Below are 25300 nucleotides of genomic sequence, written 5' to 3'. Positions count from 1 at the left end.
CAACAGGGCTCTTAAACAACATGAGGACGTTATGAAGAATCGTTCTGGGGGACTGGTGTTCTCCACGGAACAGGGGCGTATGTGCCCGGACTGTCGCCACCCCGTTGATGAATGTGTTTGCGGGGCACCGGCTCGCCCCTCCGGTGATGGCGTTGTGCGCGTCAGTCGGGAAACCAAGGGGCGCAAAGGAAAGGGCGTTACCTTGATTACCGGTATTCCGATGGACGACAAGGAACTGAAAGCGTTCGCGAAGGTGTTGAAAGCCCGATGCGGAACCGGCGGCACGGTGAAAGAAGGCACCGTGGAGATCCAGGGTGATCAGCGAGACCTGCTGGTGCCCCTTTTGAAGGAAAAAGGTTGGACGGTGAAACGGTCCGGTGGCTGACATTGTATACCCACATGTATACTATGTAGTGTTCTGAACTTGTTCAACCGGAGAAAATGGATGCACGTACTGGTGCTGGGTGCAGGTGTTGTTGGTGTTACAAGCGCATGGTTCCTGAGGCAGCAGGGATATGACGTGACGGTAGTGGACCGGCAAAATCAGGCAGGCACCGAAACCAGTTATGCCAACGGCGGCCAGATATCGGTATCCCACGCCGAGCCCTGGGCCAATCCTTCTGCCCCCTTGAAGCTACTTAAATGGCTGGTCCGGTCCGATGCACCGCTGCTTTTTCGTCCCCGCCTGGACCCGGTCCAGTGGCGCTGGGCGATGGCTTTCCTGAAGCAGTGCACGGCTTCCCGGGCGGCTTACAACCTTCGGCAGATCGTGAATCTGGGGATCTACAGCCGCGCTCATTTACAAGCGTTGCGCCAGGATATCGGCATTGAATACGACCACCTCGAGAGAGGCATCCTGCATTTCTACACCAATCCTGAGGAGTTCGAATCGGCCCTGAGGCCAGCCCGCATGATGCGAGAACTGGGGTGTGATCGACAGGTGATTGACACCAACAAGGCCGTCGAACTGGAACCCGCCCTGGCTCCAGTTAAAGAACGGATTGCCGGCGCCACGTACACCGCGGAAGATGAATCCGGTGATGCCCGTCGATTCACTCAGTCCCTGGCGAAAAAGGCTGAGGAAGCCGGTGTGGAGTTCCTCTACAACAGCGAGATCCTGGGGTTCGAAAACACCCAGGATCGTGTTCTCGGAGTCAATGTTATACGTGAAGGTCGCCACCAGATCCTTCGTGCCGACAACTACGTGCTGTGCCTGGGTAGCTTCAGCGCTATCCTGGCTCGAAAACTGGGCCTGACTCTGAACATTTACCCAGCGAAAGGCTACTCCATTACGGTGCCGGTGAAGAGTGAGGCCGCTGCCTTCAACGTCAGCCTTACCGACGATGAATACAAGCTGGTGTACTCAAGACTGGGCGACCGCATACGGGTCGCAGGCACCGCGGAACTGAGCGGCTACAACCGGGCACTGAACCTGACCCGCTGCCGAACGATCGTCCGGCGCACCGCAGAGTTGATGCCCGATGCGGGGCACTGGGAAAGGGCCGAGTTCTGGGCCGGATTGCGTCCGGCGACCCCCTCCAATGTGCCCTACATCGGAAAGAGCCACTTCGGCAACCTCTACCTGAACACCGGCCACGGCACGTTGGGGTGGACACATTCCTGTGGTTCCGCGGCCGCTTTGACGGACATTGTGGCTGGTCGCACCCCCGATGTGGATTTTGCATTTACCGGGCTTTAGTGTTCCTGCAACTGATCCCGAATCAGTTTCTTGTTGATCTTGCCAACGCTGGTTTTCGGTATGTCGTCGACGAAATCAATCTGGTTCGGAATGGCCCACTTATTGATCTCACCGGAATCCACGAACTGCTTCAGGTGGTTCTGGATATCGTCCAATGACGCTTCCTCTCCCGGCTTCAGGGTAACCAGTGCGTGGGGCCGTTCGCCCCATTTCTCGTCGGGCACACCCACCACCGCTGCACCGGCGACGGCTGGATGCTGACTGATCAGGTTTTCCAGATCCAGGGAGGACAGCCATTCACCGCCGGTTTTGATGACATCTTTGATGCGGTCCTTGATCAGCAGCGTGTTGTCTGGCTCCAGACTTGCCACGTCACCCGTGTGCAGCCAGCCACCTTGCCAGAGCTCCTCGCCTTTCTCCGGCTCCTTGAAGTAACTCTGGGTCAGCCACGGTGCCCGGGCAACCACTTCGCCCTTGGCCTCGCCGTCGTGGGGGACCGGTTCGCCCTCCGGATTCACGATTTCCAGTTCCACCATGGGCACGGCAATACCGGTCTTGATGCGCTTGGAGGTCTGCTGCTCCAGGGGCAGTTCCAGATCCTCTGCTGTCAGGTGAGTGGTGCTGAGAAGCGGGCAGGTTTCCGACATGCCGTACCCCGTGTACATGGATACGCCCAGCTTCGCCCCGGCGTCACATAGGCCGCGCGTAAGGGCGCTGCCACCGATCAGTACGTGCCAGTTGCTGAGGTCGGCCGTCTTGATGGATTCGGTTGCCATCATCATCTGCATGACCGTCGGCACACAGTGGGAGAAGGTCACCTTGTGCTCCTTGAGGAGGTCTACCAGCAGTTCCGGTTCATAGCGTCCGGGGTAGACCTGTTTTATGCCCAACATGGTGGCCGCGTAGGGCACGCCCCAGGCGTGTACATGGAACATGGGGGTCACGGGCATGTAAACGGACGAGGACCTCAGTAGCGGCATCTCATCATACGCAGACAAAGAGCCGGTCATGGCCAGCGTATGGAGAACGAGCTGGCGGTGACTGAAGAAAACACCCTTTGGATTCCCGGTGGTGCCGGTGGTGTAGAAGGTGGTGGCAACGCTGTTTTCGTCGAAGTCCGGGAAGTCGAACGTTGTACCGGCCTTGGCAAGCAGTTGTTCGTATTCGCCGAGTGATGGCAGTGATGTGGTTTTCGCTTGTGCCTCGTCACTCAGTTGGATGTAGTGTTTGACTGTTTTGATCTCGTCCTTCACACCTTCCAGGATGGGCAGGAAGTCATCGTGGACCATCACCAGGTCGTCTTCTGCATGGTTCATGGTGTAGACGATCTGCTCGGGCGACAGGCGTACGTTCACCGTATGCAGCACGGCGCCAATCATCGGGATGGCAAAGAAGCATTCCAGGTACCGGGGCGTATCCCAGTCCATCACAGCAACGGTATCGCCCGGTTTGACACCCGCGTCGGTGAGGGCGTTGGCCAGTCGGTTGATACGTTCAACCAGGTCGGTATAGGTGTACTTGCTGCGGTTGGCGTAAACGATTTCCTGTTCGGGAGAGTACCGGGGGCCGGAAAGAAGCAGTTGTTTGATCAGCAGTGGGTATTGGTGAGCGTTGTCTGCCGGCTTCAGGATGCGGGTCTGTGCCATGGTTCGGTGCCTCTCTCAATTGTTTAATTTATAACGAGAAGAGGGGTAAATCTGACACAGTTTCTGGCTTACGGAAACCTTTAGGCGAGAAAAAAGCGCAGATCCGGTGCAGCGGGATTCAAATGGCCCGCTGGTCCCGGTCTGCGCTCTCGATGGGGTGTTCGCGAGAGGTTATTCGCGAGAAATTATTCGTAAGTGCAGAGGTAGGCCGTGTCGATGTCAGTCCGGGCCTTGAAGCTGGCCTGTCCCGCCACTTCAAAAAACTCGCCGGAACCGTAGGTCATCCATTCTTCCATGCCAGGCAGGAGAACGGTCAATACGCCACTGATCACCGTCATGGTTTCTTTCTTGCTGGTACCAAACTCATACTCGCCCGGGCTGATCACGCCCACGGTAGCTGGAAGACTGGAGGTCTGGAAGGCGATGGATTTGGCCTTGCCGTCGAAATACTCGTTAACTTTCAGCATGGGATACGCTCCTCAAAATTGTGGGAGCCTACTATACGGGAATTTTGTGCAACTCCAATGACAAATTTGCCGTTACTGGTCCCAGGTATTTCCACGCGTGTTGTCGGTTGTGGATACGCCGATATGCATCGCCGCCTTTGCCAGTATGTTGGCGCTCACTGGAGCGGTCAGGAAAAGGAACACGGTGATGAGCACTTCGGCAATGCCTATACCTTCTCCTTTGCTGCTGAAGTAGATGACTGAGCCCAACACAATGGCGCCTACGCCCACGGTGGTGGCCTTCGTTGGGCCATGCAGACGTGTGTAGAAGTCAGGTAGTCGAGCCAGGCCAATGGCGCCGACCAGGGTGAAAAAACCACCGACGAGCAGTAACAGTGCAATGGCGTATTCGGCAATGGGACTCATAACGGGGAACCTCTGGTCACAGGATGCTTGCCTTGTAGGTTATTCAATCACGCTGCCGCGCTTCAGGTATTTGGCCATCGCCACGGTACCGACGAAGCCCATCACGGCGATCAGCAATGCGGCTTCAAGATACAGGCGTGTACCCAGCGTTATTCCGAGCAGGACAATCAGCGCGATAGCATTGATGTACAGGGTGTCCAGCGCCAGTACCCGATCCGGTGCATCTGGCCCTTTGATCAGTCGATAGACATTCAGTATCGCCGCCAGGACAACCATGGCAATGGTGACGTACAGCGCGATGGTAATCATTGAAACATCTCCTTCAGGCGTGCCTCGTAGCGGGTGCGGATCGCGTTGATCACCTCGTCGTCGCTCTCGGCGTCAAGAGCATGGATTAGCAGCAATGTTCTGTCGTCACTGACATCGGCGCTGACGGTTCCCGGTGTCAGGGAAATAGTGCTGGCCAGCATGGAAATGGCCAGGGGGTGCGTCAACTCCAGGGGATAGGAGACCAGTATCGGCCTGGGGTCGCGGCCGCTGAGTATCAGGCGGGCGACGGAAACGCTGGACACCAGGATATCGTAGAGGACAAGGACCAGATACGGCGGCAGCTTCCAGGGACGCGCGAAGAAGGGAGGGTCCGGCCAGAAGCCGCGGGTCAATTGTGGAATTATCCAGGCCAGGACCAGCCCCATGACAACACTGGCGCCAGAAACGCCGTCACTCAGGAACTGCCAGACGGTAAACAGGATGAGGCTGAGGTATGGCTGTGGAAAGCTCAGGCGGTCAAGCATTACTTTTCCTCCCCAACCATGGGTTTGCTCAGGATTTCTGTGTAGGCACTGGTGTCATGGAGCTGTGCCGCCGTATCTTCGGCGTAGCGGCTGATTGGCCCTGCCAGGATGACCATCACGATACTCAGAGAAATCAACGCGCTTGCCGATACAGACAGGGATGGTGTCAGCTTTTGAGGTTCTTCAATATGACCTTCCACGTTGCGCCAGAACACGATACTGCCTGCGCGGCTGTAGGCGATCAGCGTGAAAAAGCTGCCAATCAGCAACACGCTCCAAAGCCAGGCAACATCCGACTCGGTCACTGCCGACTTGAGAATCAGCAACTTGGCAAAAAATCCACTGAGGGGCGGCAGGCCCACGGCAGCCACCGCCCCCATCAGGAATAGCACACTCAGGAAGGTGCGGTTGGCGATCCGTGGCGCAGTGACAATTTTGTCCTGGGCGCTGCCACGTTGGCCATCAACGAGATCGGCCACCAGGAACAGGCCACCGGCCACCCAGGTGGTGTTGAGCAGATAGAATAATGCAGCGGATGTGCCGGCCACCGTGCCAAACGAAATGGCGGCAAGCAGCGTCCCGACTGAGATAATCACCTGCCAGGCAATCAGTTTCCTCAGGCTCGCGGCACCCAGGGCCCCGATGACCCCCATGGTCAGAGTGATCAGCGCCAATGGGAAGAGCCAGTCCATACCCAGGCCCGACAGCTCACCTGCCTGGTTGCCAAAGATCAGGGTGAAGACGCGGATAATGGCGTAGATACCCACCTTGGTCATGACCGCAAACAAGGCTGCGACCGGCGCTGTGGCGTTGGAATAGGCGCCGGGTAACCAGAAGCAGAGCGGCAGGATGGCGGCTTTCAGGCCAAAAACCACCAGCAACATCATGCCGCCGGCTTTCACCAGGGGAAGGTTCTCTTCGGCCACCTGCGGAATCTTGACCGCCAGATCTGCCATGTTGAGTGTTCCCGTTACGCTGTAAATCATGCCAACGGCGATCAGGAAGACGGCAGAGCCCGCGAGATTCAGAACCACATAATGCAGGCCAGGAACGGTTCGGCTGGTGCCTTCGCCATGCATCAGCAAGCCATAGGAGGCAATCAGCAGAACCTCGAACGCAACGAAGAGATTGAACAGATCACCCGTGAGGAAGGCGATGTTCAGGCCAAGTAGCTGAAAAAGGAACAGCCCGTGGAACTGACGGCTGCTCTCGTCGGTACCACCGATGGCATAAATGTGACAAAACAGCGCCAGCACCGCGGTCATGACGAGCATCAGAGCCGCGAGCCGGTCCAGCACCAAAACGATACCGAATGGTGGTTGCCAGTTACCAAAGGCATAGAGGCGATAACTACCGTCGTCGGCGAGAACAAGAAGGACGATCGCAGCAACGAGCATCAGCACTGTGGTGGCAATGGCGAGCGTCCGCCTCAAGGCGATGGGCGCGTATCCCATAAAAGCCTGCAATATGCCGCCGATCAGCGGAATCAGTATGGGAGCAGTCAGCCAGTGGTTCATGTGTTGGCGCCCTCCTGCTCCTGCTTTTGCACAGTGCTGTCCTGTTCTGGAACGCGGCCGTTGACATGGTCGTCGTTGTTGTCGGCAAGACTGCGCAACGACAGCACAACGACGAAGGCGGTCATGGCGAAACCGATCACAATGGCGGTCAGCACCAGTGCCTGGGGCAGGGGGTCGGAATAGGTTTCCGCGCTGCCGATGATGGGCTGGCCACCGGTCGCCAGCCGTCCTGACGAGAACAGGAACAGGTTAACGCCGTAAGACAACATGGTCAGGCCCACCACAACGGGAAAGGTGCGGGCTCTGAGCATCAGGTAAACCCCGGAGGCAGTCAAAGCCCCGATGACCACCGCGAATGCAAGCTCCATTATGAGCCCTCCTTATAGTTGGTACTCTTGATGGCCGAATGGGGCGACAGGCGACCAACGCTGGTCAGTGCCAGCAGTGTGGCGCCGATGACGGTCAGATAGACGCCGAGATCGAAGATTAGCGCCGAGGCGACCTCGAACTTTCCAACCACAGGCCAGTAAACGTAGTCGAACGTGGATGTGAGGAACGGATAGCCGAATGCGAAACTGCCAGCCCCGGCGATCAGTGCAAACAGCAGCCCCAGGCCGATGACGTTGTGGTAGCGGATTGAAATACGGCCCTGGGTCCAGGACATCCCGCTGGCAATGTATTGCAGGATCAACGCCACCGCAGTGATCAATCCGGCGATGAAGCCGCCACCCGGCATGTTGTGGCCGCGCAGGAATATATAGGCGGAGATCATCAGGGCCAATGGCAGCATCGGCCTGGCAATCTGCTGCAGCATCATCGGGTACGCATCCCGCGTCCAGGGATGGCCCTGGCCGTCACCCGGAGGCGGGGTCAGGTCGACATTGCGCAGCATTGCGTAAATGCCCAGTGCCGCAATGCCCAGAACCGTGATCTCACCGAGGGTATCGAAGCCACGGAAGTCCACAAGAATGACGTTGACCACGTTGGTGCCACCGCCGCCGGGTTTGCTGTTCTCGAGGAAAAACTCCGAAATGGACGTAAACGGCTGTGTCAGCATGGCCAGAGTAATGAGTGTCATACCGATACCAGCCGCGCCAGCGATCAGAATATCCCTGATGCGGCGGCCTTTCGGCGTCTCGATTGGCGTCCAGGACGGCATGTAGTACAGCGCCAGCATCAGCAGGACAATCGTTACCACTTCAACCGACAACTGCGTCATCGCCAGATCCGGAGCTGAGAAGCGGGCAAAGCCGAGGGCAACAAGAAGCCCGACGACGCTGAGCAAAACCAGCGCAAAGAACCGGTCACGATGCACTGCCGCCGTACCCAGGGCCGCAACCACCAGGATGGCAACACCGATAAGCGTGGGCCAGTCCACCGGGCTGAGCCCATTGCTGCCAATGGCAATCCCCAGGTCCCAGAGCGGGAGCACGGCAACAGCAATCACACTGACGATCAGCAACATGGTGTAGCGCTGCAGTGAGCCGTTCTCGATGTAGGCGGTAACGGTATGGGCAGTGTCCGAAATTCGGCTAACGATGGCCTCGAAGACCGCTTTTTCATCAATTTCCTTGAAACGGGCGTGGAAATCGAAAAACCGCTGGCGCTGGGTATACATCAACAGGCCCCCGAAGAAGGCCACAAAACTCATCAGCAACGGCAGGTTAAAGCCGTGAACAACCGTCAGGTGATACTCGGGAACGTCGCCACCCAGAGTGGCAGACGCTGCAGCATAGAGCAGTGGGCCGACGGAGAACGCCGGGAACATGCCAACCATCAGGCAGGCGAAGACCAGGATCTCAACCGGTATCTTCATGTACCTTGGCGGCTCATGGGGCGGAAAGATAGGCAGGTTGACGGGCCGACCGTTGAAAAACACGTCGTGGATGAACCGCGCCGAGTAGGCAACGGCAAATATGCCGGCCAGTGTTGCAATAAGCGGAGGCAGATAGGCCCACAGGCCGGGAAGATTCAGTTCCAGGGCTTCGGCGAAGAACATCTCCTTGCTCAGGAAACCATTGAGCAGCGGCACACCCGCCATCGACGCTGCTGCCACCATGGCCAGCGTGGCGGTATGAGGCATGTAGCGCCAGAGGCCATTGATCCTGCGCATGTCCCGGGTGCCGGTCTCATGGTCAATAATGCCGGCGGCCATAAACAGGGACGCCTTGAATATTGCGTGGTTGATCACGTGAAAGACCGCGGCGACGGCAGCCAGCTGGGTCCCCATACCGAACAGCAGGGTGATCAGGCCAAGATGACTGACCGTTGAATGAGCCAGGAGGCCTTTCAGATCATGCTTGAACATGGCGACATAGGCGCCAATCAGCAGCGTGGCCATGCCGGTAAAGCTCACCATGTAGAACCACTGTTCGGTGCCGGCGAGGGCCGGGTAAAGCCGGGCCATCAGGAAAATGCCGGCTTTCACCATGGTGGCTGAATGCAGATAGGCCGAAACAGGTGTCGGCGCCTGCATGGCGTGGGGTAGCCAGAAGTGGAACGGGAACTGTGCGGACTTGGTGAACGCGCCCAGCAGTACCAGCGTCAGTGCCACCGGGTACATGCTGTGGTTCTTGATCAGATCCCCGGCGGCGAGAACGTCCTCCAGCTCATAGCTGCCCACGATGTTGCCAATCAGCAGAATGCCTGCCAGCAGTGCCAGGCCGCCACCGCCAGTGACGGCCAGCGCCATCCTTGCCCCGCGGCGGGCGTCCTTCTTGTGAGTCCAGAAGCTGATCAACAGGAACGATGTCAGGCTGGTCAACTCCCAGAAAACCATCATCAGCAACAGGTTGCTCGACAACACGATGCCAAGCATGGAGCCTTTGAAGCACAGCAGAAGCGCGTAGAACTTACCGACGTTCTCGTGGGGCTTCAGGTAGTAGCGGGCGTACAGGATGATCAATAGCCCGATAATCAGGATCAGCAGGGTAAAAAGCAGCGATAGGCCGTCCAGGCGAAAGCTGAAAGACAGCCCGATGGCTGGCAGCCACTCGGTGGTGTGCTGCACGATGCCGCCGTCGGCCAGGATTGCCCAATGGGGGTATAGTGCCGCCAATCCAATGATGGCAGGGACACAGGAAATGACAGCAATTGCCGTGCGTCCGCCCTGGGCGAACAGCGGAGCCGCCAGGGCTCCCAGAAACGGCAGTAAAACGACCAGCGGTAGCGACATCGCAACCTCTTGTTGGCTTTCTTCTTTATGGATGGAGAAGCAAATGTTGCCTGAGTTTAGCCCCCGGTGTCCGTGCTTGCACGGGCAACCATATGAATGGTGGCCAGGATATCAGCAGTGATGGGGTGGATCCGGGAAGTAGGGCAAGCTGCCGCGATGCTTCTTTGCATCAGCAGCGACCGGTGAAAAGCCGGGATGTGTATTAGCCAGGGACCTTGCGGTCGTCATGGTTGCTCCGATAATCAGTTACCCTGGCTGATGATACGTGGCCGTCTACGCAGGTCAAGTACGCTGACCATTTATCCGCGTTCAGAAATCACGGCGGTCCTGGTAGGGTTTGTCGGGAGAGCCGGAATTCCGGGCAACGGCAATGCGCTGGTTAGCCCGCCCGAGTACCTTCTTCTGCAGCTTTGTTTCCCAGTCCAGTGCGGTTCTGTCGGTGGCGTTCCAGCTGCGGTTGAACAACAGCTTGCTGGCGGCGACGGCGTCTGGCGAGCGCTCGGCCAGCTCGCGGGCGAAGTTCATTGCTTCTGCCATGGGATCGTCGCTAACGCGGCTGACCAGGCCCATGGCTTTTGCTTCCGTGCCGTCGAATCGTCGCGCGGTCATGGTCAGTTCCTTGGCCAGATCAATGGGCACCAGTTCCCGCAGGGTCACCGTCAGGCTCATGTCTGGGATCAGCCCCCACTTGCTCTCCATGATGGAGAATTCGCAGTCGCTGGTGGAAAACCGAAAGTCGGCACCCAGCGCAATCTGGAAACCACCACCGAAACAGTAGCCATGGGTAACCGCAATTACCGGTGCCGGCACATCCCGCCATAAATAACCGACATTCTGGGCAAGGTTGCTGATCCTGCGGCCAGGTTTGACCAGCAGCTTGAGGAAATTCACCGGATTCTTCGACACGGTCTTCACATCCAGCCCGGAGCAGAAAGCGTCTCCGGCACCGTTCAGTATGATGGCGCGCACACTGCGGTCTTTCTTCAGGGTTTTGGCCGCCCTGGTGATCGCCTCGAACATGGGCATGTCCAGACCGTTGTATTTATCCGGCCGGTTCAGGGTCACGATGGCGATACCGTCCTCAATCGTGATCAGTACCCGTTCAGAATCGCGTGTGCTCATAGTGTGGGTTCCATGTCATACGTTAGTCGTAGGCCGCTATGCTACCATGTTGCCTCCTGATGAAAACGTCCGCATGAGACGAGACGACCAGACGACCAATCAAAGAGAAACAACATGACCGCAGCCTATCCGAACCTGCTGAAACCCCTCGACCTGGGTTTCACCGAGTTGAAAAACCGCGTGCTTATGGGCTCCATGCATACTGGCCTGGAAGACCGGTTCTGGAACATCCACAAGCTTGCCCGTTATTTTGCCGAGCGTGCGGAAGGCGGAGTGGGGCTGATGGTTACCGGGGGCTTTTCACCCAACTTTGTCGGCCAGCTTTCGCCCCTGGCGTCCACCATGAACCATCGTGGCACCGCCATGCTTCACCGTCATGTCACCAGTGAAGTTCATGACGCTGGCGGCAAGATCTGCCTGCAACTGCTTCATGCCGGTCGCTATGGCTACCAGCCGTTCAGCGTATCCGCCTCGGCCACCAAGGCGCCGATTACGCCGTTCAAAGCTCGCGCGCTCTCCACCAAGGGGGTCGATAAGCAGATTGATGACTTCGTCAGCGCCGCGAAACTGGCGAAACTGGCCCGTTATGACGGCGTTGAGGTTATGGGATCGGAAGGGTATTTCATTAACCAGTTCCTGTGTGAGAGAACCAATAAGCGTACTGACAAATGGGGCGGACCGTTCGAGAACCGCATGCAGTTGCCGGTGGAGATCGTTCGCCGCATGCGGGAAGCGGTCGGCCCCGAGTTCATTATCATTTACCGCCTGTCGATGCTGGACCTTGTAGAAGGCGGGCAGACCTGGGACCAGGTGGTGCAATTGGGCAAGGCCATCGAAAAAGCCGGTGCCACCATTATCAATACCGGTATCGGCTGGCACGAAGCCCGAGTGCCAACGATCGTGACGTCGGTGCCACGGGGCGGTTTTGCGGATGTGACCGCCAAGTTTTACGGCGAAGTGGACATTCCCGTGTGCACCACCAACCGCATCAACACCCCGGAAAAAGGCGAGGAAATCCTCGCGGCGGGCAAGGCGGATATGGTGTCCATGGCGCGGCCATTTCTGGCGGATTCGGAATTTGTGCGCAAGGCCGAGCAGAACCGTAGCGACGAAATCAACACCTGTATTGCCTGCAACCAGGCCTGTCTGGATCACGTGTTCCAGCTCAAGCGGGCGTCCTGCCTGGTGAACCCGCGCGCCTGTCACGAAACCGAACTGGTCCTGACGGTGGCTCCGGTCAGCCGCCGCGTGGCGGTGGTCGGAGCCGGTCCTGCCGGTTTGGCCGCCGCGACCACTGCCGCCAAGCGGGGTCACAAAGTGACGCTGTTTGAAGCGGATGACAAAATTGGCGGCCAGTTCAACTACGCCAAGCGCATCCCCGGGAAGGAAGAGTTCTATGAAACGCTGCGTTACTACCAGCGCCAGATCGAAATCCTGGGTATTGAACTGAAGCTCAATACCCGCGTGGATGCCGATGTATTGGGAGAGCAGGGCTTTGACGATGTGATCATCGCCACGGGCGTGAAACCGCGTACGCCAAGAATTGATGGTATCGACCACCCGAAGGTGCTCGGTTACCTCGATGTTCTGCGCCACAACAAGCCGGTAGGCCAGTCGGTAGCGGTGATAGGTGCCGGTGGTATCGGCTTCGATGTCAGCGAGTTCCTCACTCACGAATTCGGTCATCACCCCGAGGGAGAGCAGGTCAGCATGGCAGACTGGCAGGCTGAGTGGGGCGTTGATCCGCAATTCGACGGGCCCGGCGGCCTGGCTGAGCGCAAGCCGACATCGTCACCCCGCAAGATCTACCTGATGCAGCGGAAAACCAGCAAAGTCGGCGGTGGTCTGGGCAAGACCTCTGGCTGGGTACATCGCAACAGCCTCAAGCACCGTGACGTTGAGATGCTGAGAGGGTGTAGTTACGAGAAGATTGATGATGACGGTCTGCATATCACGCTCTCCGACAAGGACGGTAAGGTCACGGAGAGTAAGGTTCTGGCGGTAGACAACGTCATCATATGCGCAGGTCAGGAGCCATTCCGGGCGTTGTTTGATGATTTGGTCAATCGGGGTATTCAGACCCACCTGATAGGTGGTGCGGACGTGGCCGAAGAGCTGGACGCCAAGCGTGCTATTCGGCAGGGGACGGAAGTGGCTGCCCGGATATGACCGGGTGGACAATTTTGGTCATAAAGTGATCATCTTGATCATTTGTGACCCGTTTTGGCGTCAGTCATCGTTACGGTGACTGACCCGGGTTACCGAATGGCTTTCAGAGCCTCGCTGATGGCGTCTGCCTCGGCGGACAAAACCCGATAGCGAAGGCTATCGGCCTGCTGGCTGGCCTGAAGTAGCTGTTTCTGCTTCATGTCGTAAAGGCGACTGAGCAGTGCGCATTGCTGGTTTTTTTGCGGTGCGTTCATGGTATTACCCTCCACAGGGAGTAGCCTGTGTCAGTTATTTTTACGTTTTGCCTCGGCTTTTGGCCTTGTATTGAAAACTAAGCATAACCCGGGCCAAAAGCGCTCAGGCTCGGGTTACCTTCCGAATCTCGCCCGATAAATGCCGGGCGCCAGGCCGGTATGCTTCCTGAACAGGCGGCTGAACGAACTGACATCTTCATAACCGACCAGCCGCGTGACTTCTTCAACCGCCACCCGCGAATTCTCCAGATGCTGCCGGGCCGCCTCTATTCTCAGAATCTGCAGGTAACTGGTGGGGGTGTCCCCGGTTGCCGCTTTGAACCGACGAATCAGCGAACGCTCCGTTAGATCGGCGAATGCGGCAAGGGCTTGCAGCGTCACCGGCCGGGTGTAGTTCACATCCAGCCAGTCCTGCAGTTTCAGAATCGCGGCATCGGAATGATAGCGCCGGGCCTGTAGCGCTCCATAAGGCGCCTGGCTGGTCCGCCCGGCATCAATAACAAACGCCTTCGCCAGTTCACGCGCCACCTTCGCCCCGGCGTAGCGTTCCACCAGATACACCCCCAGATCCCACCACGCCATACCACCGCCGGCACAGGCAATGTGCCCATCCACTGTAATCAGCTTTTCCGGCTGCAGGTCTACCCCGGGAAAGCGTTTTCTGAACTGGTTGCTGAACCCCCAGTGCGTCGTCGCCTGCCGCCCGTCCAGCAACCCGGCCTCCGCCAGCAGAAACGCCCCCGTGCAGTTACTGGCCAAGCGGACCTGTCCGGTTGGCGCCTCCCGAAAGCCGCCGAGCCAGTCAACCAACCCGGGATTGGCCTTCAGAACCTGCGCAATCGGCGCGCCAATCGTGGGAACAATGACCAGGTCTGCCTGCGAATTACCGGTGGGAATGTCCCGCCAGTCCCCATCGGCCATCAATGTTATCCCATTGATACACCGACAGGGCCGACCACCCTCGGTCAGCAATTGAGTGGTGAACTGCTGCTCCGGAGGCGTATCGTTGATGCGTGCCCAGGTTACCCCCGCCAGTCGAAACAGGTCGATAACCCCCGTAATCGCACTGGCAAGCGCCCCATCAAACCCAATAACAGAAACCGTTCGCATACCACCTCCAAATCAGGGCGCCAGCCGGGAAGACCCTCCCGGGACTGTCGGCAGCAAGGATGCTGCCGTCAAGCGTACACGGACGTATTCACCGCGTGTCCCGGGAGGGTCTTCCCGGTTGGTGCCCGTCTGCCGAGCACCACAAGCCGCGCATTCACAAAAGGAGACCTGGAATAAAAGTGGCAATTTTAACCATGATTATGTCATTAACGCCGGTTTCAACAAAAACAACCGTATGAGAGGCTATACGCCATAAACAGGAGACCCGAAATGACCGACACCCTGATTGACCGCCGCGACCTGGCGTTCCAACTCTACGAAGTACTCGACACCGAAAGCCTCAGCGAACGCGAGCGCTTTAGCGAACACAGCCGCGACACCTTCGACGCCGTCATCGAAACCGCCGACAAAATCGCCCGTGACAAATTCGCTACCCACAACAGCGCCGCCGACAAAGACGAGCCAAAATTCGTCGACGGCCAGGTGGAAATGCTGCCTCAGGTCAAAGAAGCCTTTGACGCCTACGCCGATGCCGGCTTCATTGCCGGGCGCTACGACTACGAACTGGGTGGCATGCAACTCCCCGAATCTGTCATGGCAGCGTGTAACGGCTTCTTCACCGCCGCTAACCCGGGCACTGCGGGTTACCCGTTCCTCACCACCGCTGCCGCCAACCTGATCCGCGTGTTCGGCAACGACCAGCAGAAAAGCACCTTCCTGCCACACATGCTCAGCGGCCGCTTCACCGGCACAATGGCCCTGACCGAGCCCCACGCCGGCTCGTCACTGGCTGATATCCGCACCTCCGCCACGCCGACTGACGACGGTCATTACCTGATCAAAGGCGCCAAGATCTACATCTCCGGCGGCGAACAGTCCCTCACCGAAAACATCGTTCACATGGTGCTGGCGAAGGTCAAAGGCGCCCCGGCAGGTGTAAAAGGCATCTCCCTGTTTATCGTGCCGAAATTCATCGTGGATGAAGAAGGCCACGCGACTGAACGTAACGGCGTGAACCTGGCCGGCCTGATTCACAAGCTGGGCTACCGCGGGACCACGTCAACGGCGCTCAGTTTTGGTGACGACGCACCCTGCCATGGCTATCTGGTGGGCGAGCCCCACCAGGGCCTGAAGTACATGTTCCAGATGATGAACGAAGCCCGTGTGGGCGTCGGCTTCGGCGCCGCCGTGATTGGTTATCGTGGCTACAATCACAGTCTGGAATACGCCAAGGACCGCCTGCAGGGCCGCAAGCCGTCAGAAAAGAACCCGGAGGCACCCCAGGTTCCCATCATTGAGCATGCCGATGTGCGACGCATGCTGCTGGCCCAGAAAGCCTACAGTGAAGGTGGCCTGGCGCTGTGCCTATACGGCGCACGCCTGATGGACGACCAGCACACCCATCCGGACGAGCAGAAGCGGATGGAAGCCGGCAAGTTGCTGGATCTGCTAACGCCAGTCATCAAGGCCTGGCCATCCGAGTTCGGCCCGAAGGCCAACGACCTGGCAATCCAGGTCTATGGCGGTGCCGGTTACACCCGGGAATACCCGGTGGAGCAGTGCTGGCGGGATAATCGCCTGAACCCGATTCACGAAGGCACCAACGGCATCCAGGCGCTGGACCTGCTGGGTCGTAAGATCTGGCAGGATCAGAGCCACGGCCTGCAGTTGCTGATGCAGGAAATGCAGGTGGACCTGGAAGCCGCCACCACCGATCGGTGCCAGCAATGGGCGCTGTCCCTCAGTGAAACCCTGCAGCAAGCAGTGAAAGTGACCCAGAGTCTGGGTAAATCCCTGATGTCGGAGGATCCCGACCGGGTGTTGGCCAACGCGTCCTGCTACCTGCACTTGTTCGGACATATCATCGTATCCTGGATGTGGCTGCGTCAGGCCAACGCCGCCGCCAAGGCCCTCGGTTCTGCCAACAGCGACGAAGAAAGGAACTTCTACCAGGGCAAGCTGCAGGCCGCCCAGTACTTCTTCCATTGGGAGTTGCCTACTGTGGCACAGGATCTGGTGCTGCTCCGCAACCAGGACGACACCTGCATGAACATGAAGTCGGAGTGGTTCTGAAACTGGCGGACTGACACAATCTAAACCAGACTGTAGGCTGGCCCCGGAACGCAGGTTTCAGCGTACCGGGGCGCTTTCCTATCCTGCTGCATCCACAGGGAAGAAGCTGCCATGACGTCGGGACACGCCTCCAATGCCTATCGCCCGGTACGCTGTGAAATTCACAGTTTGCTCCGGGAGTATCTGACCTCTTCAAAACTGGCCGAGATTGTCTATCGCGACGATGCCGGTCAGATCTGTACGACCCACGATGTCATCCGCGATCTCTTCAGTCGCGCTGGCCAGGAGTTTGTTTTTCTTGGGCGGGGGCACATGGTTCGCCTTGATCACGTGCTGACACTGGACGGTAAGGTCGTAGCCGGAGCCAATTAATGGCTACAGGTTATTGCTTTCGCTAACTTATTGTCGCTGCTAACAAAAACGTAATTCCCAAGTAATTGTGCCCGCTCCGTCACGGCCGTAGACTTGTCGCTGTTGTTTTCACACGCCAAAGAAAGGACACAGTTATGAACAAGCTGACACTGAGCGCACTGGCACTGCTGCTGACGCTGGGCCTTGCGGCCTGCAGCCAGGATGACAACGAAGGCGTCGATCTCGAGGAAGCCGGCGACAACGTTGAGGAAATGGCGGATGACGCTGGCGATGCGGTCGAAGAGACCTACGAAGATGCCACCGGCCAGAATGACAGCGCCTGGGACGAAACCAAGGACGCTGCTGGAGATGCCGCCGAAGAAACTGGCGAAGCAATGGAAGAGACCGGTGAGGAAATGGGCGAAGCCGCTGAGGAAGCCGGCGACTCCATGCAATAAGATTGCGTCTGTGGCCTGCCCTTTATGGGCAGGCTTTTTTGGTTGTAAGAAATTGTTAAAGAAACTGTCTTTTTACTGTCTGAAATCTGTCACCTAACCCACCGACACTGTTCTCTCGAAAACCAATAACCCACCCGAGAGAGAGCAGGACCATGGCAAAGCATGACCTGGATCCCAACTACCTGGATCCCAATTACGAGCCCGTCGTCAACCATTCAAGCAACACGCCCTTTCATCAGGTCCTCGCGGCCCGTATGCAGCGCCGTACCGTTATGAAAGGTTCCGTTGGCGCCGCGTTGGCCAGCGTTATGGGGTTGGGCCTGGCTGGCTGTGGCAGTGATGACGACGATGACAACGGTTCCTCCACAGGGGGAAGTTCCGCCAATACGGATCTTGGTTTCAAGGCGGTTGCCGTATCCAGCGACAATGAAGTCGTTGTTCCCGAGGGTTACTCATCCGTGGCTTTTCTTCCCTGGGGCACCCCGATCACCGGATCCTATCCCGAGTATAAAGCCGATGGCACCAATACCGGTGCCGATCAGGAACAGCAGGTTGGAATGCACCACGATGGTCTCCATTTCTTCCCGATTGACCAGAAGGCCGGTGGCAACAGCTCAACGGAAGGCCTGTTGGTGATGAACCATGAGTACATCGAGCAGGACTTCATTCATGCCAATGGCCCGACCAATGCTGCTGATAACGGTGGCGTGCGACCCGCCGATGAGGTTCGCAAGGAAATTGCCGCTCACGGTGTGTCTGTCGTTCACATCAAGCGTGACACCGACGGTACCTGGGACGTCGTCTTCGGCAGCCCATTCAATCGTCGCATTACCGGCAACACCGAGATGGACATTCGTGGCCCGGTACGTGGTTACAGCAAGCTGGTCACAACCTACAGTCCCGACGCGACCGAAACTCGCGGCACCCTGAACAACTGTGCGATGGGCCCAACGCCCTGGGGCACCTATCTGGCCGCAGAAGAGAATTGGCACGGTTACTTTGCCAATAGCGATGCGACCCAGCCTCGCGAGCAGACCAGACATGGTGTTGGCAGCTCCAGCCGATACGACTGGGAGTTGGCAGACAGTGCGGCCGACCAATATGTGCGGTTCAATGTGAGCACGACCGGAGCGGCGGCTACAGATGATTATCGCAACGAAGCCAACACCTACGGCTTCATGGTTGAAATTGATCCGTTTACGCCGGAAAGCAAGCCCCAGAAACGCACTGCGTTGGGACGCTTTGGTCACGAGGGCGTCATCTTTGCGCCGGCGAAGGAAGGTGAGCCGGTGGTGTGTTACTCCGGTGACGATTCCCGTTTCGAGTACATCTACAAGTTTGTGTCGTCTCAGCCCTACTACGCCGCGACGGCCGGTGGCTACCTGTTGGATGAGGGTACCCTGTACGTTGCCCGCTTCAACGAGGATGGCTCTGGTGACTGGCTGGCGCTGGATCTGGACGACGCGGATTTCGCCAGCAAGATTGCTGCGGCTGAAGGCGGCATGGTCGGCGATATCCAGTTCGACGGTTTTGAGAACCAGGCTGATGTTCTGCTGAATACCCGCCTCGCAGCCGATATTGCCGGCGCTACGACGATGGACCGCCCGGAGTGGGGTGCCGTTGATCCCAACTCTGGCGAGGTCTATTTCACCCTGACAAACAACTCGAACCGGGGCCAGCCAGGGTTCGACGACGTCAACGCCGCCAACCCGAACTCTCCCAATGCCACCGGCCACATCATTCGCTGGACTGAAGAAGGTAGCGATCACACGGCTACCAGCTTTGACTGGGACATCTTTGTCTTCGCCGGCGAGCAGGGTACGGAAACTGTTGTCGATGGTGAGGCCGTCGTCTCCCTGAACGATGATAATATTTTCAACAGCCCGGATGGCCTCTGGTTTGACTACAATGGCCGGCTGTGGATCCAGACCGATGGCTCTGATGCTGACCCGTACTTCAACAACATGATGCTGGCCGCCAATCCGGAGACACGCGAAATCAAGCGCTTCTTCGTCGGGCCCCAAGGTTGTGAAGTAACTGGCGTTGTCAGCACACCGGACGTTAAGACCATGTTCGTGAACATCCAGCACCCGGATGGTAACTGGCCGAACGCGGCCGAGTCCCGTCCCCGCGACGCCACTGTTATCGTAACCAAGGACGATGGCGGTGTGATAGGCGCCTGATCGCCTGATAGAGGCGCCACGGGCGCACACCGACAAGAGCCAGCCGTAACGCCGGATTCTTCCAACAGGACGTCTCCGGCGTTACGGCTTTTTTGTTTCAGTTTTTCATCGATCTGCCGTAAAACCAGTATTGGTCAACTAAAGTAGCAGTTATAAGTAAAGGTCAATTCTTTACTCTCACGAGTAATCGTCAAAAAAGATGCATTCACTAATAATGAAAATAAAGAGGTGGATATGGGTTTGCTCAGTCGGCCTGTTCTGGTTGTGGGGGTGTCAGTCGCCGTTGTCGTCGCCTTTGGGGCTTTCCTGGTGGCGCCGTTGATAGGGTTGGATAGCGCGTCGCTGGTGGCGGGCGTGGTTATTGGCCTGGTCGTCGCCACCGCGTATCTGGTGTTACGCGTTCTGGAACCGGTTGAACGTTCCATCAAGCAGCTCAACGCCGGTAAGCTGCCAGCGGATAGTCCGCTGGGCAAACAGTGTGCAAGCCTCCTTGCGGACGCCAAAGCAGGGCGGGCACTGGTGGAAACCCTGTCCGGCAGTGCCGATAAAAGTGCCATTTCTGCGGCCCAGGTGTCCCACGCGGCCGACCAACTAAAAAACCGCCTGGATCGACAGGTCAGTGAAACTGCACAGATGGCGGAGTACGCGGGTCAGATTACCGAGAGTGTGCGTGAATCCGCCCAGCAGGCCACCGATGCTGCGACCATGGCTCTGCAGAACCGTCAGGTGAGCGTTGAGGGCCGTGATGCGCTGACCTCTGCCATCAATAGCGTGCGAGCCGTGCACGAGCAGTCCAGCGAGAACCTCAGATTAATTCAGGAACTGAACGAGAAATCCAACAAGATCCAGGGTGTCACCACCACCATTCAGGGCATCGCGGAACAAACCAACCTGCTGGCCTTGAACGCGGCAATTGAAGCCGCTCGTGCCGGCGACCAGGGGCGGGGCTTTGCGGTGGTTGCCGACGAGGTCAGGCAATTGGCCGGGCGAACCGCGCAGGCAACCGGTGAGGTGGCCGAAACGCTGCAGGAAATACGTTCCGATACCTCCCTGATTGTTTCGCGGATCGAGGACCTGGCCAAGAGCGTTGAATCCGGCTTGGAGTCAGTTGAAAGCGTTGGCGAGCGCCTTGATCAGATTCGTGATCAGTCTGACCGTGTGCAGCAGCAGGTGGCGCGCATTGCCGAGATTGACCAGAACAACGAGCAGAGCCTGCAGCAGGTATCGTCGGCCATTGAAACGGTTCGGGATCAGATTACCGAGAGCGATACCAGCGTTGCGTCGCTTGCCCAGCAGGCAGCGACACTGATGGAACTGGCGGAAGAGGCCAACGCGGCATTTGCGTTGAACAGCGATGAAAGCTATCACCGCTTCTTCTACGACCAGGCCCGGCAGGGTGCGGACCGGATTGGAAAGCTCTTTGAAAAAGCGGTTCGCGATGGGCAACTGGCAGAAAGCGCCCTGTTTGATAAGCAAAGAACCCCCATTCCCAAGACCGATCCACAGAAGTATTCCAGCAGCTTTGATCGGTTCACCGATCAGCAACTGCCCACCGTTCAGGAAGCGGTGAAAGGGGCCCACCCGTCGATGGTCTTCGCGATTGCCGCCGCGCCGGATGGCTATGTGCCGACCCACAACCGTGATTTCGCCCATGCGCCAACGGGCGACCCGAAAGTGGATCTGGTAAAGAGTCGCAGCAAACGGCTGTTTAACGACCGCACCGGCGCTCGGTGTGGCAGCCATACCCAGAATATGCTGCTACAGACCTACCGCCGGGATACTGGCGAGGTTATGCATGACCTGTCAGTGCCGATCTACGTGAATGGCAAGCACTGGGGTGGCTTCCGCCTGGGTTACAAACCGGACAACCGCTAAGTTCCAGCGGTTTCCGGCTCCTGTTGCTGTGATACACTGCGGGTGTGGAGCCAGAGGAGAGTGACTTGTCCGAGCACGAATACATCCCCGCCAATGCAGACCCCATAGCACGACGTGAAGAGCCAGGCCGCAACCTGGCGGTGCTGGTTTATATCCTGCAGGCGCTGTCGTTCTTTGTCGGTGGCATTACCGGCCTGGTGGGTGTGATCATCAATTACGTCAAGCTCGATGACGTAAAGAGCACCTGGATAGAGCCTCATTTCCGTTGGCAGATACGAACCTTCTGGATCGGGCTGTTATGGACAGTGATTGGCATCGTGACGACGCCACTGATCATTGGCTGGTTTGTGTTACTGGGCATCTCCATCTGGATCATCTACCGCATTGTGAAAGGCGCCCTGGCGTTGAACGACGGGAAGCCACCGGAACCTCACTGATCCTCGGTCACTTCCCTTAACCGGGTGGCGCTGATGGCGCCGGCCAGCCCCATGGCGCCCAGCGTCAGTATCACCGCCACGTCGGATATCATCGATACCAGCGCTGTCAGCCCGCCCGTTGCCAGTAACAGCACCCCAATAACGGTATTGCTCACGGAGGTATAGTCGGTGCGTTTGTTGCCGCCTGCCATATCGACCAGATACGTTTTACGTCCCAGTCGAACCCCCGCATGCGCAATGCTCAGCACGAAGAACCCGGCGGGATAGAACCAGATGCTGGAGGTTGCTTCGCCGGCAAACAAAGCGGTCAGGCCCACCGTCAGGCAAGCGCCACTGGCGACAATGGCACCGCGAATCATTACCCGACGGCTGGACTCGTCCGCCATCCAACCCCACACGCTGGCGCTGATGGAACTGGCGAGGCTGCTCGCCAGCAGAAAGACGCCCAGAAGCCACCCGGTATCAGAGTTTTTCTGGGCGAGCACGACAAAGTAAGGCGACGCCAGCGCTGAGCACAACAGCAGGGCGCGGGTAATCACGAAGTGCCGGAAGGGCACGTCATCCCTGAGAAGGGACAGGCTTTTGAACGCGTCCCCAAGCGCATTGCCGCCACCGCCGGTTTCGCCCTCGTATTCATCAACAGAGGCGAATAGAAAGCCGGCAATAACCCAGAGGCAGGCAGCCAACAGGAGCAGGAGGGTGTAGAAAAGTACGCCAGGGTCACCCCGGTTCCAGAACAGCAAGGCGGTGAGGATGACTGTTGCGGTCCCACCGATGGTGGAGGCCAGGCCAGACAGCCGCCCTCGGCGTTTCTTCGGGATGCATTTCCCCTGCACGTCCTTCATGGACACCGAGCAGAACCCCCGGGCCAGGGAAAACAGCACCAATGCGCCCACCACGCCGGCGCCCGCGGCGTAGCCCTCCAGGAACCAGACGCTCGCCGCCATGCCCAGAACACTGGCCGCCTGGCCAAAGCTTCCCAGGGTCCAGAACCATTTGCGTACAGGCTTGCGCCGGACCCAGGCACCGATCACCATTTGCGGAATCATTGAGCCGGACTCCCGGATCGGAACCAGCCAGGCCACCAGGGCAGGCGCTCCGATAGCGCTCAAAAGCCAGGCCAGCACGGTCTTGGGGCTGATCAGCAAGTCACCAAGTTTGGTTAGCACATTGCTGCCGAGGATCAGGAAGAAGTTGCGTGGCACCTCCCGGCAGGCTTCATCGGGGATGTCCGTGCAGACCCGGGCGTCTTCTTCGTTGGCAATCAGGCTGTAAACCTGGTCGAGGGTGTCCTTGTTTCTGGCGGGCAAGTTGCCGTCCTCCTGAACAAATGGCTCATAAGGATACCAGCTAAGGCGAGTTGCCTTAAGGCAGGAGGGCCGCGTTGCGGGTGATTCAGACCAGGTGGTGGTCCCACTGGACCGGCAGATCGGCGATTTGCCGTGACTGATTGTCCTGCCCCAGGCGCACCAGTTTTCCGCGTCCGGAGGAGATCAGGAAATCGCCTCCTGCCAAAGCCTGGACGCCAGCGCAGTCGGGTATGGACGCCCTGGCCAGCAGTTCGCCAGTGATGCCATTGAACACCACGGCGGTGCCGCCCACTGGCGACGCGGCAGCGACAAGGTCGTTCTCGGGATGGGCAACAACGCTGGCGATGTAGTTGGCCAGTGCTGCCTGGGTATCCTCTTCGAATCGGATTTCCTGAAGCTCACCGCCTTCCAGCCGCGCGATGAGGGCGGGGGACTCGTGAAGGGGCCCCTGGTACTGGTAGGCAACGTACACCCGGCCGTTCGAACCGGTACTGACATGACGGGCGCTTTGCTGGTGATGGGCAGGGTTGAACCGCCCAATAATCCGACCGCTGCGGCGGTTCATCAGGATCAGCGCGGGTTCCATGGTGTCGAGGTTCAGCTTGAGGCGATCGTAGTCCGGGTGGGTCAGTATGCCGCCCAGGCCAATCACCAGGGTTTCCCCATCTGGATGCAGTGTCAGCTCATGGGGGCCAATGCCCTGAAGCTCAAAGGTATCGACCCGCTGATAATTCTGCTCCGCGTCATAGACGGCAATAATGCCTTGCCCCGGCTCGTAGCGGCTGGCGGTGACATAGAGCCAGCGGCCGTCGGGGGAGAACACTCCGTGACCGACAAAGTGTTCCCCGGAAGCGGCTTTGACGCGATGTGTCCTGTTGCCGCTGTGGGCGTCGAACCTGTAAAACGCCCAGCCGGGCCGGCGTTCGAAGAAGATGACCTGAGAGCCATCCGGGCGTGCACATCCGCTGTGGCAACGGGTGTCGACCGGTGACTCCCATATGAGGTGACCTTTGCGGTTGATGGCACTAATGCCGAACTTACCCCCGGGCAGTCCCACGGCGCCGACGTATTGATCTGGCGCGTAATCCGCTTTTCGAGGCAGCAGACTGCAGCCGGACAGGGTGGCTGCCAGTCCTCCGGCCATCCCCGCTTTCAGTAGTTGTCTGCGGTTGATAAGTGCACCTCCGGGTTGCCTGTTGCTGCTCATCAGTCGCCGTCGCTGGAATTGAAGCCGCGAATGACGCCGAGTTCAACCGCTGCCTGGTCATTGATCAGAGTGGTTAACTGGGAAACGTCAACGTAGAAGCCCTGGAGCAGGGAAAAGGCATCGTCATTGGAAAGCAGCTCAGTCATGGGGCGATGGAGTTCCGGGAAGTGCTCCAGAACGTCCTTGAACTGGTTTTCAATTCGTGGACCCAGTTGCGGTTGTTCGCTTTCCTTTAGCAGCTGTGTCAGGCCCGGCAGGAAAGACTGCTCCAGGCCATGGATGGTTGCTTCCATGGTCTTCAGGCTACGGCTGCTACGCCAGGCATCGGCGGCGTAGACAGAACGTTTGCCATTCCCACGGAGCCCCATTGGCTGGGCAAGCCGGCGATCCTCCAGAATCTCCAGGGCCGCCATGCCGGCCCGGATGGTGGTGTCGCGGTATTGTTCCGTGGCCAGGTAATCCTTGCGGAACGTCTGCCATTGATCACGGAGTTGCTGGCTATTGGTTTCGATGTGGCCGGCAACCGCTCTCAGCAGGCCGCAGGTCTTTTCCGCGGGTAGGGCATTGTCGCTGGCGTTCAATGGTTCGTCGTACAACAGGTACTCCAGCATGGGAAAACCCTGTACGGCCACGCCGGACTCGGCGATGACCTCACCCGATATCGGGTCTTCCGAGTTCAGCAGGTAGCTGGCTTTGCGGGCAATGAGGTTTTTCGGGTCGGGCCAGAACTGGAACTGCCAGGCAAGGTTGTCGTTCTCCACCGGGCCAAAATCCACAAAACGGACACGCTGCCACGCCAGGAAGGTGTCCAGCCAGGCTTGCTCAAGGGTATCGCGTGCCGCCTGTTCCGGCGCGCTGCAGTAGTCGACAGCCGCAACGGACAAGTCGCCCGCTTCGGCCGCCAGAGACTGGTAACCTGCGAGAATTCCCTGGTGCCATTGTTGTGTCGCGTTGCTGTTCGTTTCAGTCTGGCTGGCAGCCATCCCAGCAATTGGAACCAGTATCAGCGCGGCAATACCCACGGCTTTCGTTAATGGTCGCATGGCGT

General features: G+C 58.3%; 23 protein-coding genes. 9 read left to right on the top strand and 14 right to left on the bottom strand.

Annotated elements, in window-relative coordinates:
• Nucleotides 1–31 precede the first annotated feature (31 nt).
• Nucleotides 32–385: a translation initiation factor Sui1 gene (locus tag AAGD24_RS14910; protein ID WP_036209515.1), complete on the top strand. Its 354-nt coding sequence runs from the start codon at nucleotides 32–34 to the stop codon at nucleotides 383–385.
• Nucleotides 386–445: 60 nt separating this feature from the next.
• The gene (locus AAGD24_RS14905) at nucleotides 446–1699 is read left to right on the top strand and encodes a D-amino acid dehydrogenase (RefSeq protein WP_379865518.1); all 1254 of its coding nucleotides are present in this window, start codon (nucleotides 446–448) and stop codon (nucleotides 1697–1699) included.
• Here the strand turns inward: AAGD24_RS14905 and AAGD24_RS14900 are convergent.
• The 9 genes from AAGD24_RS14900 to AAGD24_RS14860 all read right to left on the bottom strand — a co-directional run bounded on the left by AAGD24_RS14900 (nucleotide 1696) and on the right by AAGD24_RS14860 (nucleotide 10825).
• The gene (locus AAGD24_RS14900; protein WP_379865516.1) at nucleotides 1696–3345 is read right to left on the bottom strand and encodes a fatty acid--CoA ligase; all 1650 of its coding nucleotides are present in this window, start codon (nucleotides 3343–3345) and stop codon (nucleotides 1696–1698) included. The two genes, AAGD24_RS14905 and AAGD24_RS14900, sit on opposite strands and share 4 nt — an antisense overlap.
• 185 nt (nucleotides 3346–3530) lie before the next feature.
• Nucleotides 3531–3812: a pyrimidine/purine nucleoside phosphorylase gene (locus AAGD24_RS14895; protein ID WP_007154483.1), complete on the bottom strand. Its 282-nt coding sequence runs from the start codon at nucleotides 3810–3812 to the stop codon at nucleotides 3531–3533.
• Between the two features lie 72 nt (nucleotides 3813–3884).
• On the bottom strand, nucleotides 3885–4217 hold the full coding sequence (locus AAGD24_RS14890; protein ID WP_085679686.1) for a Na+/H+ antiporter subunit G: 333 nt from the start codon (nucleotides 4215–4217) through the stop codon (nucleotides 3885–3887).
• Nucleotides 4218–4256: 39 nt separating this feature from the next.
• A complete protein-coding gene (locus AAGD24_RS14885) occupies nucleotides 4257–4526 on the bottom strand; it encodes a K+/H+ antiporter subunit F (protein ID WP_085679689.1) in 270 nt (89 codons plus the stop codon).
• A complete protein-coding gene (locus AAGD24_RS14880; protein WP_379865514.1) occupies nucleotides 4523–5011 on the bottom strand; it encodes a Na+/H+ antiporter subunit E in 489 nt (162 codons plus the stop codon). Before AAGD24_RS14880 ends, AAGD24_RS14885 begins: the two co-directional genes overlap by 4 nt.
• Entirely contained in the window at nucleotides 5011–6528 is a 1518-nt protein-coding gene (locus AAGD24_RS14875) for a monovalent cation/H+ antiporter subunit D (RefSeq protein ID WP_075197053.1), read from the bottom strand. Before AAGD24_RS14875 ends, AAGD24_RS14880 begins: the two co-directional genes overlap by 1 nt.
• Nucleotides 6525–6896, bottom strand: coding sequence for a Na+/H+ antiporter subunit C (locus AAGD24_RS14870; protein WP_075197054.1), 372 nt, complete (start codon nucleotides 6894–6896; stop codon nucleotides 6525–6527). Before AAGD24_RS14870 ends, AAGD24_RS14875 begins: the two co-directional genes overlap by 4 nt.
• Complete coding sequence (locus tag AAGD24_RS14865) at nucleotides 6896–9703, bottom strand: monovalent cation/H+ antiporter subunit A (RefSeq protein ID WP_136634037.1); 2808 nt, start codon at nucleotides 9701–9703, stop codon at nucleotides 6896–6898. Before AAGD24_RS14865 ends, AAGD24_RS14870 begins: the two co-directional genes overlap by 1 nt.
• Before the next feature lie 309 nt (nucleotides 9704–10012).
• Nucleotides 10013–10825 (bottom strand): crotonase/enoyl-CoA hydratase family protein, encoded by an 813-nt coding sequence (locus AAGD24_RS14860; protein WP_075197056.1) that lies wholly within the window; start codon nucleotides 10823–10825, stop codon nucleotides 10013–10015.
• Nucleotides 10826–10939: 114 nt separating this feature from the next.
• Between AAGD24_RS14860 and AAGD24_RS14855 the strand changes: the two genes are divergently transcribed.
• Nucleotides 10940–12994, top strand: a complete 2055-nt coding sequence (locus AAGD24_RS14855) for an FAD-dependent oxidoreductase (protein WP_379865512.1) — start codon at nucleotides 10940–10942, stop codon at nucleotides 12992–12994.
• 89 nt (nucleotides 12995–13083) lie between these two features.
• Here AAGD24_RS14855 and AAGD24_RS14850 read toward each other — a convergent pair whose 3' ends face one another.
• Together AAGD24_RS14850 and AAGD24_RS14845 are read right to left on the bottom strand one after the other, a co-directional pair.
• A complete protein-coding gene (locus AAGD24_RS14850) occupies nucleotides 13084–13248 on the bottom strand; it encodes a hypothetical protein (protein ID WP_007154474.1) in 165 nt (54 codons plus the stop codon).
• Between the two features lie 114 nt (nucleotides 13249–13362).
• Nucleotides 13363–14358, bottom strand: coding sequence for a GlxA family transcriptional regulator (locus AAGD24_RS14845; protein WP_379865510.1), 996 nt, complete (start codon nucleotides 14356–14358; stop codon nucleotides 13363–13365).
• 270 nt (nucleotides 14359–14628) lie between these two features.
• On the opposite strand from AAGD24_RS14845, the gene AAGD24_RS14840 reads away from it, so the two are divergent.
• From AAGD24_RS14840 to AAGD24_RS14815, 6 genes are all read left to right on the top strand, one after another.
• A complete protein-coding gene (locus AAGD24_RS14840; RefSeq protein ID WP_379865508.1) occupies nucleotides 14629–16431 on the top strand; it encodes an acyl-CoA dehydrogenase in 1803 nt (600 codons plus the stop codon).
• A gap of 111 nt (nucleotides 16432–16542) precedes the next feature.
• Entirely contained in the window at nucleotides 16543–16803 is a 261-nt protein-coding gene (locus AAGD24_RS14835) for a hypothetical protein (RefSeq protein WP_041332374.1), read from the top strand.
• A 134-nt stretch (nucleotides 16804–16937) separates the two neighbouring features.
• Nucleotides 16938–17240 carry a hypothetical protein gene (locus AAGD24_RS14830; RefSeq protein ID WP_228209881.1) on the top strand — a complete coding sequence of 101 codons (303 nt, stop codon included), beginning with the start codon at nucleotides 16938–16940 and terminating at the stop codon, nucleotides 17238–17240.
• Between the two features lie 152 nt (nucleotides 17241–17392).
• The gene (locus AAGD24_RS14825; protein ID WP_228209880.1) at nucleotides 17393–19423 is read left to right on the top strand and encodes a PhoX family phosphatase; all 2031 of its coding nucleotides are present in this window, start codon (nucleotides 17393–17395) and stop codon (nucleotides 19421–19423) included.
• 234 nt (nucleotides 19424–19657) lie between these two features.
• Nucleotides 19658–21298, top strand: coding sequence for a methyl-accepting chemotaxis protein (locus AAGD24_RS14820; RefSeq protein ID WP_085679710.1), 1641 nt, complete (start codon nucleotides 19658–19660; stop codon nucleotides 21296–21298).
• A gap of 65 nt (nucleotides 21299–21363) precedes the next feature.
• On the top strand, nucleotides 21364–21735 hold the full coding sequence (locus AAGD24_RS14815; protein ID WP_075197060.1) for a hypothetical protein: 372 nt from the start codon (nucleotides 21364–21366) through the stop codon (nucleotides 21733–21735).
• Here AAGD24_RS14815 and AAGD24_RS14810 read toward each other — a convergent pair.
• The 3 genes from AAGD24_RS14810 to AAGD24_RS14800 form a co-directional block, all read right to left on the bottom strand.
• Nucleotides 21729–23045, bottom strand: a complete 1317-nt coding sequence (locus AAGD24_RS14810; RefSeq protein ID WP_075197061.1) for an MFS transporter — start codon at nucleotides 23043–23045, stop codon at nucleotides 21729–21731. The two genes, AAGD24_RS14815 and AAGD24_RS14810, sit on opposite strands and share 7 nt — an antisense overlap.
• 85 nt (nucleotides 23046–23130) lie before the next feature.
• On the bottom strand, nucleotides 23131–24252 hold the full coding sequence (locus AAGD24_RS14805; RefSeq protein WP_305936670.1) for a DUF1513 domain-containing protein: 1122 nt from the start codon (nucleotides 24250–24252) through the stop codon (nucleotides 23131–23133).
• The gene (locus tag AAGD24_RS14800; RefSeq protein ID WP_379865505.1) at nucleotides 24252–25295 is read right to left on the bottom strand and encodes an imelysin family protein; all 1044 of its coding nucleotides are present in this window, start codon (nucleotides 25293–25295) and stop codon (nucleotides 24252–24254) included. Before AAGD24_RS14800 ends, AAGD24_RS14805 begins: the two co-directional genes overlap by 1 nt.
• Nucleotides 25296–25300 lie beyond the last annotated feature (5 nt).

Source organism: Marinobacter sp. M5B, from assembly GCF_042604615.1.
GTDB classification, from domain to species: Bacteria; Pseudomonadota; Gammaproteobacteria; order Pseudomonadales; family Oleiphilaceae; genus Marinobacter; species Marinobacter salarius.
The sequence above is the reverse complement of the archived record's forward strand: the minus strand, read 5'-3'. Positions and strand labels throughout refer to the sequence as shown.

What these genes read in the sequence shown, in the direction of transcription:
- AAGD24_RS14830 (WP_228209881.1), top strand. Translation starts at nt 16,938, where the DNA reads ATGAACAAGCTGACACTGAGCGCACTGGCACTGCTGCTGACGCTGGGC.
- AAGD24_RS14850 (WP_007154474.1), bottom strand. Translation starts at nt 13,248, where the DNA reads ATGAACGCACCGCAAAAAAACCAGCAATGCGCACTGCTCAGTCGCCTT.
- AAGD24_RS14840 (WP_379865508.1), top strand. Translation starts at nt 14,629, where the DNA reads ATGACCGACACCCTGATTGACCGCCGCGACCTGGCGTTCCAACTCTAC.
- AAGD24_RS14835 (WP_041332374.1), top strand. Translation starts at nt 16,543, where the DNA reads ATGACGTCGGGACACGCCTCCAATGCCTATCGCCCGGTACGCTGTGAA.
- AAGD24_RS14890 (WP_085679686.1), bottom strand. Translation starts at nt 4,217, where the DNA reads ATGAGTCCCATTGCCGAATACGCCATTGCACTGTTACTGCTCGTCGGT.
- AAGD24_RS14845 (WP_379865510.1), bottom strand. Translation starts at nt 14,358, where the DNA reads ATGCGAACGGTTTCTGTTATTGGGTTTGATGGGGCGCTTGCCAGTGCG.
- AAGD24_RS14820 (WP_085679710.1), top strand. Translation starts at nt 19,658, where the DNA reads ATGGGTTTGCTCAGTCGGCCTGTTCTGGTTGTGGGGGTGTCAGTCGCC.
- AAGD24_RS14885 (WP_085679689.1), bottom strand. Translation starts at nt 4,526, where the DNA reads ATGATTACCATCGCGCTGTACGTCACCATTGCCATGGTTGTCCTGGCG.
- AAGD24_RS14895 (WP_007154483.1), bottom strand. Translation starts at nt 3,812, where the DNA reads ATGCTGAAAGTTAACGAGTATTTCGACGGCAAGGCCAAATCCATCGCC.
- AAGD24_RS14805 (WP_305936670.1), bottom strand. Translation starts at nt 24,252, where the DNA reads ATGAGCAGCAACAGGCAACCCGGAGGTGCACTTATCAACCGCAGACAA.
- AAGD24_RS14825 (WP_228209880.1), top strand. Translation starts at nt 17,393, where the DNA reads ATGGCAAAGCATGACCTGGATCCCAACTACCTGGATCCCAATTACGAG.
- AAGD24_RS14800 (WP_379865505.1), bottom strand. Translation starts at nt 25,295, where the DNA reads ATGCGACCATTAACGAAAGCCGTGGGTATTGCCGCGCTGATACTGGTT.
- AAGD24_RS14880 (WP_379865514.1), bottom strand. Translation starts at nt 5,011, where the DNA reads ATGCTTGACCGCCTGAGCTTTCCACAGCCATACCTCAGCCTCATCCTG.
- AAGD24_RS14865 (WP_136634037.1), bottom strand. Translation starts at nt 9,703, where the DNA reads ATGTCGCTACCGCTGGTCGTTTTACTGCCGTTTCTGGGAGCCCTGGCG.
- AAGD24_RS14860 (WP_075197056.1), bottom strand. Translation starts at nt 10,825, where the DNA reads ATGAGCACACGCGATTCTGAACGGGTACTGATCACGATTGAGGACGGT.
- AAGD24_RS14900 (WP_379865516.1), bottom strand. Translation starts at nt 3,345, where the DNA reads ATGGCACAGACCCGCATCCTGAAGCCGGCAGACAACGCTCACCAATAC.
- AAGD24_RS14870 (WP_075197054.1), bottom strand. Translation starts at nt 6,896, where the DNA reads ATGGAGCTTGCATTCGCGGTGGTCATCGGGGCTTTGACTGCCTCCGGG.
- AAGD24_RS14910 (WP_036209515.1), top strand. Translation starts at nt 32, where the DNA reads ATGAAGAATCGTTCTGGGGGACTGGTGTTCTCCACGGAACAGGGGCGT.
- AAGD24_RS14875 (WP_075197053.1), bottom strand. Translation starts at nt 6,528, where the DNA reads ATGAACCACTGGCTGACTGCTCCCATACTGATTCCGCTGATCGGCGGC.
- AAGD24_RS14905 (WP_379865518.1), top strand. Translation starts at nt 446, where the DNA reads ATGCACGTACTGGTGCTGGGTGCAGGTGTTGTTGGTGTTACAAGCGCA.
- AAGD24_RS14855 (WP_379865512.1), top strand. Translation starts at nt 10,940, where the DNA reads ATGACCGCAGCCTATCCGAACCTGCTGAAACCCCTCGACCTGGGTTTC.